The 13129-nt window shown below is 39.5% G+C and carries 9 protein-coding genes and 6 tRNA genes; 7 read left to right on the top strand and 8 right to left on the bottom strand.

Annotated features, from left to right (window positions below; genetic code table 11):
• Window positions 1-24: 24 nt before the first annotated feature.
• Complete coding sequence (locus ETP70_RS03865; RefSeq protein WP_151899939.1) at window positions 25-1137, top strand: FtsW/RodA/SpoVE family cell cycle protein; 1113 nt, start codon at window positions 25-27, stop codon at window positions 1135-1137.
• 9 nt (window positions 1138-1146) lie between these two features.
• Here the strand turns inward: ETP70_RS03865 and ETP70_RS03860 are convergent, their stop codons facing one another.
• The gene (locus ETP70_RS03860) at window positions 1147-2859 is read right to left on the bottom strand and encodes an ABC transporter ATP-binding protein (RefSeq protein ID WP_188110044.1); all 1713 of its coding nucleotides are present in this window, start codon (window positions 2857-2859) and stop codon (window positions 1147-1149) included.
• A gap of 92 nt (window positions 2860-2951) precedes the next feature.
• On the opposite strand from ETP70_RS03860, the gene ETP70_RS03855 reads away from it, so the two are divergent.
• The gene (locus ETP70_RS03855; RefSeq protein WP_188110043.1) at window positions 2952-4034 is read left to right on the top strand and encodes a glycosyltransferase family 9 protein; all 1083 of its coding nucleotides are present in this window, start codon (window positions 2952-2954) and stop codon (window positions 4032-4034) included.
• A 139-nt stretch (window positions 4035-4173) separates the two neighbouring features.
• Here the strand turns inward: ETP70_RS03855 and ETP70_RS03850 are convergent.
• The 7 genes from ETP70_RS03850 to ETP70_RS03820 form a co-directional block, all read right to left on the bottom strand.
• Window positions 4174-4250: transfer RNA gene (locus ETP70_RS03850), tRNA-Asp, on the bottom strand.
• A gap of 253 nt (window positions 4251-4503) precedes the next feature.
• Window positions 4504-4579 (bottom strand) — tRNA-Val (locus ETP70_RS03845).
• A 28-nt stretch (window positions 4580-4607) separates the two neighbouring features.
• Window positions 4608-4683: transfer RNA gene (locus ETP70_RS03840), tRNA-Glu, on the bottom strand.
• 32 nt (window positions 4684-4715) lie between these two features.
• Window positions 4716-4792: transfer RNA gene (locus tag ETP70_RS03835), tRNA-Asp, on the bottom strand.
• A gap of 253 nt (window positions 4793-5045) precedes the next feature.
• Window positions 5046-5121 (bottom strand) — tRNA-Val (locus ETP70_RS03830).
• A 15-nt stretch (window positions 5122-5136) separates the two neighbouring features.
• Window positions 5137-5212: transfer RNA gene (locus ETP70_RS03825), tRNA-Lys, on the bottom strand.
• A gap of 74 nt (window positions 5213-5286) precedes the next feature.
• Window positions 5287-6375, bottom strand: a complete 1089-nt coding sequence (locus tag ETP70_RS03820; protein WP_151899936.1) for a CinA family protein — start codon at window positions 6373-6375, stop codon at window positions 5287-5289.
• Between the two features lie 114 nt (window positions 6376-6489).
• Between ETP70_RS03820 and ileS the strand changes: the two genes are divergently transcribed.
• The 5 genes from ileS (at window position 6490) to guaB (ending at window position 13112) form a co-directional block, all read left to right on the top strand.
• Window positions 6490-9258 carry an isoleucine--tRNA ligase gene (ileS, locus tag ETP70_RS03815; RefSeq protein ID WP_151899935.1) on the top strand — a complete coding sequence of 923 codons (2769 nt, stop codon included), beginning with the start codon at window positions 6490-6492 and terminating at the stop codon, window positions 9256-9258.
• 108 nt (window positions 9259-9366) lie between these two features.
• A complete protein-coding gene (gene gatA, locus ETP70_RS03810) occupies window positions 9367-10707 on the top strand; it encodes an Asp-tRNA(Asn)/Glu-tRNA(Gln) amidotransferase subunit GatA (RefSeq protein ID WP_151899934.1) in 1341 nt (446 codons plus the stop codon).
• 51 nt (window positions 10708-10758) lie between these two features.
• Window positions 10759-11166 (top strand): hypothetical protein, encoded by a 408-nt coding sequence (locus ETP70_RS03805; protein ID WP_151899933.1) that lies wholly within the window; start codon window positions 10759-10761, stop codon window positions 11164-11166.
• 84 nt (window positions 11167-11250) lie between these two features.
• On the top strand, window positions 11251-11601 hold the full coding sequence (locus ETP70_RS03800; protein ID WP_230973306.1) for a hypothetical protein: 351 nt from the start codon (window positions 11251-11253) through the stop codon (window positions 11599-11601).
• 65 nt (window positions 11602-11666) lie between these two features.
• Window positions 11667-13112 carry an IMP dehydrogenase gene (gene guaB, locus ETP70_RS03795; protein ID WP_151899932.1) on the top strand — a complete coding sequence of 482 codons (1446 nt, stop codon included), beginning with the start codon at window positions 11667-11669 and terminating at the stop codon, window positions 13110-13112.
• Window positions 13113-13129 lie beyond the last annotated feature (17 nt).

Raw genomic sequence — 13129 nt, 5'->3', positions numbered from 1 at the left:
TAATTTTATTTTGGAGTTACAAATTTGTGGAGATTTGATAAGAGTATTTTATCACAATTTGACTTTTTTTCCATCATTCTTATCATTCCTTTGATAATTATGTCTCATTGGCTCATCGGTGAAGCTGTCCCTGCTCTTGCTGAAAAACAGCTTGCCTATGTCGGTGTTGCACTTTTGGCTTTTTTGGTTGTATTTTTATTGCCTATCAGACGGATGAGCTGGCTTATCCCTTTTATATACTGGGGCAATATTGCCCTGCTTTTTGCAGTAGAACTTTTCGGACACTCACGCCTTGGAGCCCAAAGGTGGATAGAAATACCCTTCATCAATGCCACCATACAGCCCTCAGAATTTGTAAAACCTGCGCTTATTTTAATGCTTGCCTATCTTATACATAAAAATCCTCCTCCTCAACAAGGCTACAGACTCAAAGATTTTTTACGCATAAGCTTTTACATACTGCTCCCTTTTGTTCTTATTGCAAAAGAACCGGATTTGGGTACAGCCCTTGTTTTACTGCTTATAGGCTATAGCGTTTTGTTTTATGTAGGTGTTTATTGGAAAATAATAGCCACTATTGTTGCAGGAATTTTGATTCTGTCCCCGCTTGCCTATAAATTTATGCTGCATGATTATCAAAAAGAGAGAATTACAGATTTTTTAAGTGAAAAACCATCGTATCACGTACAGCAGTCTATCATCGCTATAGGCTCTGGCGGATGGACAGGAAAAGACAAAGAGAATGCGACACAGACACAGATGAAATTTTTGCCTATCGCCACAAGTGATTTTATTTTTGCCTTTGTTGTTGAGCGAACCGGCTTTTTAGGAGCGTTAGCACTCATTTTACTCTATGCTATGCTCATCCTGCATCTTTTGAGTCTGAGTATATTTAACAATGACTACTATATTAAAGTTGTAACTGTCGCTATCTCTTTTATGATTTTCATATATATGGGTGTCAACATTGCCATGACTATAGGCTATGCCCCTGTAGTCGGCGTACCTCTGCCTATGTTTTCCTACGGAGGCAGCAGTTTTTTAAATTTTATGATACTGTTTGCCATCATGCAAAATCTCATCACATTCCGATACAAAGATATGTATGACAAAGGTGGGACAAAAAGCTTTGTATAGTCTCACAGACTATTTTTTCAGTTCTCCCGCCAGTCTTTGATACACAGCGGAACACTCTAAAAGCTCTTTATGTGTACCGCTCGCCACTATAAGCCCTTTTTGCAGTACCAAAATTTTGTCAGCATGCTCAATTGTAGAGAGACGGTGTGCGATTGTCAGTGTGATTTTATCTTTCGTGTAAGCATCAAGTGCTTTTTGTATACGTTTTTCACTCTCATTGTCCAGTGCCGATGTTGCTTCATCAAAAAGCAGCAGTGAAGCATGTTTGTATATTGCTCTGGCAATGGCAATGCGTTGTCTCTGCCCACCTGAAAGATTTGCCCCTGCTTCACTCATCATAGTATAGATACCCTCTTCAAGCTGCATCACAAAATCATAGGCATCCGCCAGTTTCAGAGCTTCTATGACTTTTGCCTCATCTATACTTTCTTCACCGTAGGCAACATTGGCAGCCAGGGTGTCTTGAAAAATGTAGATACGCTGTGAAACAAGTGCAATATGATGTTTGAGTGACTTTTGCTTGAATTCTTTGATATTGATGCCGTTAATGAGAATCTCTCCGCTGTCGGGATCATAAAAACGCAAAAGCATATTCATAAAAGTAGATTTGCCCCCGCCACTGTCCCCTACAAGAGCAATATGCTCTCCTTGGTTGATTGTCAAAGTAATACCATCTAATATATTGATATTTTCATACTGCAAAACAACATTTTTGTATTCAATTTTCCTAATATCCTCTTTGAGCTCTTTTGTACCCTCGACGACACTGTTTTCTTTGTCTATGATTTCAAAAACACGCTCACTTGCCGCAAGCGCATCCTGAATTTTCGAATAGGTTCCGCCAAGTTTGCGAATCGGTTCAAATACAAGTCCTACTGCCGTGATAAATGCTGTAAACTCACCAACAGTCATTTTACCGTCAAAAACCTCTTTACCCCCGACATACACGACCATGGCAAGTCCTGAAACTGCTATGATCTCCATAATAGGCGAAACAAGGGCACCGACATAAATGGCTTTCATATTTATCTTGAAAAAGTTCCAGTTTTCTACACTGAAACGGGAGACTTCAAATTTTTCTGTTGCATTGGCTTTAATGATTTCACTGTTGTTAAAAACTTCTGTCAAACGCGATACCAAATCGGCATTTTTACTCTGGGAACGGTGTGAATATTTTTTGAGTTTTTTGGCAATAAGCATCAAAGGGTAAATAATCAAAGGCACAACAATAAGTGTATAAAAAGAGAGTAAAGGGTTGAGATAGACAATGTACCCCACGAGTGCAATAACCGTTAAAAGGTCACGAAACATATCAGGAAGCATATTTGAAACAAAATACTGAATTCGGCCTATGTCATTTGTCACACGAGAAATAAGCTCTCCGCTCCGGTTTGCATACAAAAATGCCATATCAAGATGAATCATTTTGTCTAAAAGTATTTCACGAAAACGGGTCACAATACTCTGTCCGATGTACTCCATGAAAATTGTCTGAATATACTTTCCAATCGCTTTTGTCACATAAATGGCAATAAGCCCAAGAGGAATAATGTAGAGCATTGTCTTGTCTTTTTTAATGAACATATCATCCATCATTGGCTTCATAATCTGTGCAGTTCCCACAGTTGACACAAGAATGAGCAACCCACCAAAAATGACAAGCAAATAGTAGAGTTTATACTCTTTTATATAAGGCCAAAACCGTTTAACAATCTCTTTCAAATGCACTCCGTTAAGTTAATATGACATTTTACACTAACTATCCTATATAAATGTTAATTGGCTATAATTACACAAAAAAAACAAAGATTCCTATGAAATATCCTTTACATGTAACCCTAAGAAAAAAACTCTCGAGTATTCTCAATGGTGTGCTTTCTTTATTTTCTCACAAATCACAGCCTGCTCAATATATTGACAAAGAGCGCATCAAAAGCATTGTCATAATACGGCCAAATTACCGAATAGGGAACCTGCTTTTTTTAACGCCTCTTATCAACGAACTTTCAAAAGAGATGCCAAATGCCAAAATAGACATCATTGTCGGTATGAAACTTGCCGGAAAAATTCTTGAACCTCTGCCAAATGTTGACAAAGTCATAGACATCCCCCGAAAACTGCTTTTGCATCCGCTTGAAATGTTTGCCTATATCAAACAGGCCAGAACAAAACAGTATGATATTGCGTTAAATATTTCCGGTGGTTCCACCAGTGCCCAAATCGTCACGGCACTCACAAGAGCAAAATACAAAGCCAGCTTCGCAAGTGACAAACTCTGGGCAAATTTCACACATATTCAAGAAAGAGGCTTAAAGACCTACAGGCATATGGGACTTGAAAGTCTGGAATTTTTACGGTTTTTCAAAATTGATTTTCCCAAAAAAATGCCAACGCTTGATATAAAACCGACACAAGAGGAGAAAGAAAAGGCAAAGCAAGACTTGCTTTCACTGTTACATGTAAACAACATTGATACCGATACAAAGGTTATAGCCATCTTCAGAAATGCAAGATTTGACAAAAAAATAAGTGATGAATGGTGGAATGAATGGGTAGATACACTCCTTAAACTTGATGAGAATATTGTTATCATAGATATCCTTTCACCCGATATTCCTACAAAACTCAACGAAAAAGTTTTGGAATATGCCAACAAAGATTTAAGAGTTTTAGGGGCGTTTTTTCAGGCATGTGATCTGTATGTCAGTGCGGACACAGGACCTATGCATCTTGCAGTCGCTTCAGGTGCAAAAGTTTTGGCACTTTTCAACAAGACAGATATTCAAGTCTACGGTGCTTTGGGAAAACAGAACAGAACCATAAACATAGAAAAACTCTCACCCGGGGATGTTGCACACATTACAACTGACTTTCTCAGTACTGTCAGTCCGGACTAATTGAGTCTCAATGCCACCGCAGTGAAGTACGGGCTCCGAAAAAACTGTTTAACGTAACAGTATTAATATACATTTGAATAGATGATGTGAAAACAGAATTTGATGATTGAATAAGTATACTGAATGAATGAAAAGAGAATGGCGCGGTGGATGGGGCTCGAACCCACGACCCCCTGCGTGACAGGCAGGTATTCTAACCAACTGAACTACCACCGCAACCTAAAATTATGCTTTTTGCTTTACTCGGCGTTAGAACCTTTCGCTCAATCGTCACATAGTATAACTATGCTCCTCTTTCACTCTAGAACCTGCCTTGATTAAAACAAAAATCAAGAATTTTATAAAAAATTGTCACATTTTCTTTTTTAAAGAAAGAAAAAACTTGTTTTTTGCATTAGTTGTGCTTAAGTTTTTAGTGAAGCGTACTCAAGTACGTGAACTAAAAATTTGAGTGCAAATAATCAAAAAATGGTGGGCACTACTGGACTCGAACCAGTGACATCTACCTTGTAAGGGTAGCGCTCTACCAACTGAGCTAAGCGCCCAAAATTATGTTTCAAACACCAATTAAAATGGCGACCCCTAAAGGATTTGAACCTCTGTTACTACCATGAAGTGATAGTGTCCTTGGCCACTAGACGAAAGGGTCACTTTCTTCAATAACAAGGTTATTAAAACATATGGCGCGGTGAATGGGGCTCGAACCCACGACCCCCTGCGTGACAGGCAGGTATTCTAACCAACTGAACTACCACCGCAACCTAAAATTATGCTTTTTGCTTTACTCGGCGTTAGAACCTTTCGCTCAATCGTCACATAGTATAACTATGCTCCTCTTTCACTCTAGAGCCTGCCTTGATTAAAACAAAAATCAAGAATTTTATAAAAAATTGTCACATTTTCTTTTTTAAAGAAAGAAAAAACTTGTTTTTTGCATTAGTTGTGCTTAAGTTTTTAGTGAAGCGCACTTAAGTACGTGAACTAAAAATTTGAGTGCAAATAATCAAAAAATGGTGGGCACTACTGGACTCGAACCAGTGACATCTACCTTGTAAGGGTAGCGCTCTACCAACTGAGCTAAGCGCCCATTCAATAAAATAAATGGTGTCCTGTGATGGATTCGAACCATCGGCCACATCATTAAAAGTGACGTGCTCTACCAGCTGAGCTAACAAGACATTTGCCTCTTATTGTTAAGAGGTCGAAATTATAGACAAATAGATTTTAATTGTCAAGATATTTTCTCCTAAATTTAGAAAAAAGTCTCTTTATCAAGCAAAAGCAACATTTTTACTGCCATAAGGGCACTCTGTTCCTGCACATAATTCCTGTCACCGTGAAAATGCAGATGCTTCTCAGTGTGTTGTGTTTTACTTCGTACACCTATATACACCGTACCGACCGGTTTAAATTGTGTACCTCCTGTGTCTCCGGCGATTCCGCTTACTGCCAAAGCATAATCTGCTCCACTGACATTGAGTGCACCTTCACTCATTTCTCTGACAACTTCGGCACTGACTGCACCGTTTTCTTCAAGTATGGCATGATCAACTGCCAACCAGTTTTCTTTGAGTGTATTGGAATAAGTTACCAAGCCTCCCTCTAAAATTTTTGATGCGCCGTTGTGTTTTGTAAAAAAGTAACTGAGCAGTCCTCCTGTGCAACTCTCGGCAAATGTTATTTTTTTTCCTGAATGTGAAAGTTTTTCTATGATATACTCAATAATATTTGATGATGCAATAAGCTTTTTAGGCAACAGGTTTTTTGCTGCATGAATAAATTTGGTAATATCCCCGTACTTGTTACTCGTCACATCTACTCTGTGCCACCCTTGCACCTCCTGTGTTACATCAATATTGACTTCATATGTTTGTGCGATTGGAGTCAAAATTGTCACTATAGTGGATTTGTCTTCTTCAAATATATGTATGGTTGCCCGTATCTCTTCATTTTTCAAAAGCAATTCGGGCATTTTTTGTCCTTCATCCATCTGTACTACATTTATCAAAGAGCTTTGAAATTCCAAAAGATAGGAACGTTCTGCAAACAATGAAGCTTTCTGCGGTATGAGCATCCCCTCTTTTAAAATCTGATTATCACTGGTTGCAGTACATATCACTTTTCCGACAGTTGAAAAGTTTTGTTTACATGTAACGATAATAACCCGGTTGGATGCATGGAGTTCTTCTTCAAGATAAAGAAAAAAGGAGTTGTCACTGTCCTTAAAATAAGTTATATTATCTATAAAACCACTGTTTTTTTCAATATCCCGCAAAATATATTCCTGTAACGATTTGTTATAAACAAATTTATTTCCAATGATTATCAGATGTGTTTTCATACTCTGTACAGCCTTGTTTGAAGAATTTTATTTGGCTTATTATAACACTTTTATTAGGTTTTAAACACTTAAAAGGTATACTGCAAAAATTTATAATAATATTTTGAGGTTTCAATGGACTACAAAGACACACTACTTTTACCAACAACTACGTTTGCCATGCGAGGCAACTTAATAAACAATGAACCGAAGCGTTATGCTGCATGGGACAAAAAGAAAGTTTATCATAAGATGAAGGCAAAACGTGCCGGTGCAAAACACTTCACCCTTCATGACGGTCCTCCCTATGCAAACGGGCATATTCACATAGGTCATGCACTCAATAAAATTCTCAAAGATATTATCATCAAAAACAACTATTTCAACGGTAAATCTGTCCGTTTTACTCCGGGCTGGGACTGTCACGGACTGCCGATTGAGCAGCAGGTTGAAAAAAAGCTTGGCGGAAAACAGAAAAAAGAGCAGCTTGAAACTGCCGAGATAAGAAAACTTTGCCGCGAACATGCTGCGAAGTTTGTAAACATTCAAAAAGAAGAGTTTAAGACACTTGGAATTATTGCTGACTGGGAAAAACCGTATGTGACAATGGACTACAGATTTGAAGCAAATATTTTCAGAACACTCTGCAGTGTTGCAAAAAAAGGTCTTTTGATTGAGCGCAGCAAACCTGTCTTTTGGTCATGGGCTGAACGAACTGCACTGGCAGAAGCCGAAGTTGAATATGAGGACAAAGAAGACTACTCGATTTTTGTAGCATTTGAACTCAGCAATGAAGCCAAAGAAAAACTCGGACTGGACAAAGAAACAAAAGCAGCACCGGTTATCTGGACGACTACACCATGGACAATTCCTGCAAATACGGGGATTTCGCTAAACCCTGAAGAAGAGTATGTTCTTACAACTGAGGGTTATATTGTTGCAAAAAAACTATTGAATGCTTTGGTTGAAGACGGCATTCTCAAAGGCGGTGTCGCCAAAACTTTTGATGCGACTCTGTTTGAAAACCTCAACGCCATCAACCCGCTCAATGGCAGAACTTCCCGTATTGTTTTAGGGGAGCATGTTTTAGTTGACAATGGTACAGGTTGTGTACATACCGCTCCGGGTCATGGTGAAGATGACTACCGTGTCGGACTGAAATATGACCTTGAAGTTGTTATGCCTGTGGATGAAACAGGATGTTATGATGCAACTGTTGTGCGTGATGCTTTGATTCCGAATGCGCAGGATTTTGTAGGGCGTCACATCTTTAAATCAAATGAAGATATCATTGAGATGATGGGTGAGAGCGTGTTACATGTAAGCAAATTTATGCACTCGTATCCGCATTGCTGGAGAAGTCATACACCGCTTATCTACCGTGCTACAAAACAATGGTTTATCTCTGTTGATGAAAAACCGCAAGACGAGGAGAAGACACTCAGAAACATCGCCCTTGATGAGATTGAAAAAACACTTTTCATACCGCAAACCGGAAAAAACCGTTTGACTTCTATGGTTGCAAATCGTCCTGACTGGTGTATTTCCCGCCAGCGCGACTGGGGTGTTCCTATTGCATTTTTCAGAGTAAAAGAGACCGGTGAAGTTTTACTTGATGAAAAAGTGCTCAACTTTGTAGCCATGATATTTGAAATGCAGGGAAGTGATGCCTGGTACTCTATGGACATCGCACAGCTTCTCTACCCGGGAAGCGGTTACAAGCCCGAAGAGCTTGAAAAAGTAACAGATATTTTGGATGTATGGTTTGATTCAGGTTCTACCTGGAATTCGGTACTGAAATCCCGTAATTATGATGCGGGAGACTATCCTGCTGACTTGTATGTCGAGGGGTCTGACCAACATCGCGGCTGGTTCCAGTCATCACTCTTTTTATCTTCTGCGGTTGAGCACAAAGCACCCTACAAAGGTGTATTGACGCATGGTTTCACAGTAGATGAAAAAGGTGAAAAGATGTCCAAGTCAAAAGGCAATGTCATCGCACCCGAGAAAGTTTTAAAAGAATACGGCAGTGAAATTTTACGCCTATGGGTTGCTTCATCGGACTATCAGGGTGATTTGAAAATTTCTCAGGGGATTTTAAAACAGACTTCTGAAAACTATCGTAAACTGAGAAACACCTTTAGAATTATGCTTGCCAATATCAATGACCTCGAGAACCTGACACCGTACGAAGATATGGGTGATTTGGATAAATGGATTTTAAATGTTGCACAAAACACGCTTGATGAAGTACATAAACATTTTAGTGAATATAACTTTGTCAACGGTATGAGCACACTCAACAACTTTATTGTTAACGAACTCAGCGGCATGTATATCGATATGACAAAAGACAATCTTTACTGTAATGCTAAAGATTCTACGAGAAGACGTGCAAGCCAAAGTGCAATGGCAATCATTACAAAAACACTGCTTTTGATTATGGCTCCTGTTATAACCTACACAGCAGATGAGATAGTAGACAATGCCCCTGCCATCATCAAAGGTGATGCCGAAGATATTTTTGACATGACCTATGAAAAAATTGAAGCCGGTGACATACCTTTTGATGCTGAGTATATGGTAAAAGCCCGTGAAGGTTTCGGAGCAGAAGTTGATAAACTCAAAAAAGAAAAAATCATCAAAAACACCCTTGAACTTGTCATTTACACAGAATCAAAAACTGTCCTTGAGATGAACAGTACCGATGCAGAAGACTGGTTTGTTGTTTCCGGAATTTTTGAAGACAAACCAGAAGAAGAGATTATAGCCAGCTTTAAAGTTGATGAAGACACCTTCAGCATCGCAAAAGCCACACTGCACAAATGTCCAAGATGCTGGAAATACCAGGCTGAAGCAGAGGAGTGCCTTTGTAAAAGATGCCAAAGCGTAGTCAATGATTAATTACAGTGAGCCCGTTAGTACAACATTTATCGGAACAACCATACTTGCTGTATTTGTTATGATTGGCATAGGTATTTTAGCTGTTAAAAAATTTAAAAAGGAAAGTTAGTGATTACATTAAAAGAAGCGCTTGCAATGAGCAAAGATGAACTTAATAAATTTAAAGATGAATTACAAACAAAAATAGAAGCAAACAAAGATTTAAATGCTTATATAGATGTAAATACTTTTGGTGAGGGTGTGCCTGTTGCCATTAAAGACAATATTCAAGTCAAAGAGTGGTCTGTTACTTCTGCTTCAAAAATTTTGCAAGGCTACATTGCGCCTTACAATGCCACTGTCATAGAAAAACTTTTAGCTGCCGGGCTCTCTCCTTTTGGTCGTACAAACATGGATGAATTTGCCATGGGTTCGACAACTGAGACAAGCTGCTACGGCAAAACACTTAACCCTGTCAATCCTGAGCATGTTCCCGGTGGAAGTTCGGGAGGAAGTGCCGCTGCAGTTGGAGCGGGTTTGGCTATAGCTGCACTTGGCAGTGATACAGGCGGAAGTATTCGCCAACCCGCAGCGTATTGCGGTATCGTAGGCATGAAACCGACTTACGGAAGAGTCAGCCGTTACGGTTTGGGGGCTTATGCTTCAAGTCTGGATCAAATCGGACCGATGACACAAAATGTAGAAGATGCTGCTATTTTGTATGACATTATCAGTGGGAGTGATGTCAAAGATTCAACAAATGCCATGAGAGATGACAAAGTCAGTGACAATCTCAATCCTGAAAGAAAACTCACTATTGCCATTTTGCCAAAGTATATAGAAAATGCGAGTGATGATGTGAAAGAGGCTTACCGCAAAGCAGTTGAAGCACTCAAGGCACAGGGACACACCATTGTTGAAAAAGAGATGATGGATGCAAAATATGATATTTCTGCATACTATGTGACGGCTACAGCAGAGGCAACAACCAATCTTGGGCGATATGACGGTATACGTTACGGCAACCGTGTTGAAGGTGCAAATTTAGAAGAGACCTACTACAAAACAAGAAGCGAAGGTTTTGGGGATGAAGTCAAACGCCGTATCCTGCTTGGCAATTTTGTGCTCTCAAGCGGCTACTATGAAGCCTACTATGTAAAAGCACAAAAAACACGCCATTTGATAAAAGAGGAGTATGCAAAAATCTTTAACGATGTTGACTTGATTCTCTCTCCGGTTGCTCCGAATGTTGCTCCAAAATTCGGGGAACTTGCAAATCCGATGGAGATGTATCTGAGTGATATCTATACAATCAGTGTCAACCTTGCAGGTCTGCCTGCCCTTTCATTGCCAATAATGAAAAATGCAGCAGGGATGCCTGTCGGACTGCAGCTTATAGCAAACGCCTATGAAGAGCAGACACTCTTTGACGGTGCTATGAGCCTTGAAAAAGAGATTGCCTATAAATAATGTAATGACAATGAGATAATTTTTTGCTACTATTTTAAAAAAGGAAGTAAAATGGCATATTTTGACAATCTAAAAGTAAAAGACAAACTCTACGGCTTGGTTTTTGGCCGGGGAAAGGTTTCTCAGGTTTTTGAAGATTCTCATTACAAAATGATGGTAAAATTTAAAAACGGGCATGAGGTTCCTTATACAGAAGACGGTATACCAGGCTGGGGAAATTTCAAAAAACAGACGATCTTTTACAAAGATGATATAGATTTGACAGATGTTGATTTTGCCCCTGTCACAAAAGTATTGAGTCCTAAAAAAATCATTAAACTCCGGGAAAAGAAAAAGCTTGAAGTCAGACTCCCTTCGGGAATATGGACAAACTGTACAAAATGTGTAGCAAGTTATGTTGAAGATATGCTCGAATCTGAGAACTATCATCTCTTTAGAAAAACACCTAAAAAAGGATAAGTCATCACATATACAATCATTCATACCATACATATTTTTGCTGTTTTTATTTACGGAGGATTTCTCTTTACCGATAATCTTTTTATGGCAAAGATGAAACAGTCATTAACGGAAGAAGAACATAAAAAGGCCCGTGAAGCCATTATGATACATGTACGAAAAGTTGTACCGAAGGCTCTTATTGTTGCTGTACTTTCGGGAATGTATCTTTTTTCACAGGTTTTTGGAAAAATTTCCCCTGATGGATTAAGCAGTTTTCAGATAGCTCTTTCAATCAAAGCCTTTTTAGGTCTTTGGCTTGGTTTTCGCGGTGTCAATCAGGTATTTTTCGGTATACAGCCATGGGTATTCAAGAGCCATATTTTCCCTTTTGTTCTTGTCGTTATTATCATTTTACTTTCCCAGTTTATGTTTTTAGATTTTACCTCTTTTTAACCACAAAAGAGGTATAATGCAAAAATTTCTAATAATTAATTTTATACTCTGCAAAAGGATACCCCATGAGAATTCGTAAACGCGCCCTGACATTTGAAGATGTACTTTTAGTACCACAGTATTCGGAAGTACTTCCTAAAGAGGTCTCACTTGAGACAAAACTCACTCGTAATATCACTCTTAAAATTCCTATGGTTTCGGCTGCTATGGACACAGTTACAGAATACCGTGCGGCTATTGCAATGGCAAGACTCGGAGGTATCGGAATTATTCATAAAAACATGGATGTCGAAACACAGTGCAAACAGGTCAAAAAAGTAAAAAAATCTGAAAGCGGTATTATCATTGACCCTATTTATGTCCACCCGGATGCTACTTTAGCGGATGCAGAAGCGTTGATGAAAGAGTTTAAAATCTCCGGTGTTCCTGTTGTAGACGGACACAACAAACTTCTTGGTATTTTAACAAACCGTGATATGCGATTTGAAAAAGATATGCGAAAACGTGCAGACGAAGTGATGACAAAAATGCCGCTCATTACTGCAAAAAAAGGGATCTCTCTGGATGAAGCCGCTGATATAATGCACCAAAACAAAATAGAAAAACTCCCTATCATAGATGATGAAGGCTTTTTAAAAGGGCTCGTAACCATCAAAGATATCAAAAAACGCATAGAGTATCCAAACTCAAACAAAGATGCCTTCGGTCGTCTGATAGTTGGCGCGGCTATCGGTGTCGGTCAGATGGACAGAGCCAAAGCCCTTGTTGATGCCGGTGCGGATGTTCTTGTCCTGGATTCTGCACATGGTCATTCCAAAGGTATTTTAGATACTGTCAAAGCGATTAAAGAGTCTTTGGAAGTTGATGTAATTGCCGGGAACATTGCAACCAAAGAGGCAGTTCTTGCACTAATAGAAGCAGGCGCCGATGCTGTAAAAGTGGGAATTGGTCCCGGTTCAATCTGTACAACACGTATTGTAGCAGGTGTCGGTGTACCGCAGATTTCCGCCATAGATGAGTGTGCGGAAGTTGCCCGTCCCCACGGTGTGCCTGTTATCGCAGACGGAGGTATCAAATACTCCGGCGATATTGCCAAAGCACTTGCTGTCGGTGCAAGCTGTATTATGGCAGGTTCTCTTTTAGCGGGTACGGAAGAGTCTCCGGGTGAGACGATAATGTTTCAGGGACGTCAGTACAAATCATACCGCGGTATGGGCTCTATCGGGGCTATGCAAAAAGGAAGCAATGACAGATATTTCCAGGAAGGTACAGCCGCTGACAAACTTGTTCCAGAGGGAATTGAGGGACGTGTTCCCTTTCGTGGTTCAATCGCCGGAATTGTGCATCAGATGATGGGTGGATTACGCTCCGCTATGGGCTACTGCGGCAGTGAAAGCATTGAAGCTTTCTGGGACAAGGCAGAATTTGTTGAAATCACATCAGCAGGTTTGAAAGAATCTCATGTCCATGATGTCATTATCACGCAAGAGGCACCGAACTATCACGTATAGTTAAATTTTTAAATACA

It is taken from the genome of Sulfurimonas hydrogeniphila (assembly GCF_009068765.1).
Lineage (GTDB): Bacteria > Campylobacterota > Campylobacteria > Campylobacterales > Sulfurimonadaceae > Sulfurimonas > Sulfurimonas hydrogeniphila.
This window is presented reverse-complemented; position numbering and strand designations above follow the sequence as displayed.

What these genes read in the sequence shown, in the direction of transcription:
- ETP70_RS03855 (WP_188110043.1), top strand. Translation starts at nt 2,952, where the DNA reads ATGAAATATCCTTTACATGTAACCCTAAGAAAAAAACTCTCGAGTATT.
- ETP70_RS03820 (WP_151899936.1), bottom strand. Translation starts at nt 6,375, where the DNA reads ATGAAAACACATCTGATAATCATTGGAAATAAATTTGTTTATAACAAA.
- ileS (WP_151899935.1), top strand. Translation starts at nt 6,490, where the DNA reads ATGGACTACAAAGACACACTACTTTTACCAACAACTACGTTTGCCATG.
- ETP70_RS03805 (WP_151899933.1), top strand. Translation starts at nt 10,759, where the DNA reads ATGGCATATTTTGACAATCTAAAAGTAAAAGACAAACTCTACGGCTTG.
- ETP70_RS03800 (WP_230973306.1), top strand. Translation starts at nt 11,251, where the DNA reads ATGGCAAAGATGAAACAGTCATTAACGGAAGAAGAACATAAAAAGGCC.
- guaB (WP_151899932.1), top strand. Translation starts at nt 11,667, where the DNA reads ATGAGAATTCGTAAACGCGCCCTGACATTTGAAGATGTACTTTTAGTA.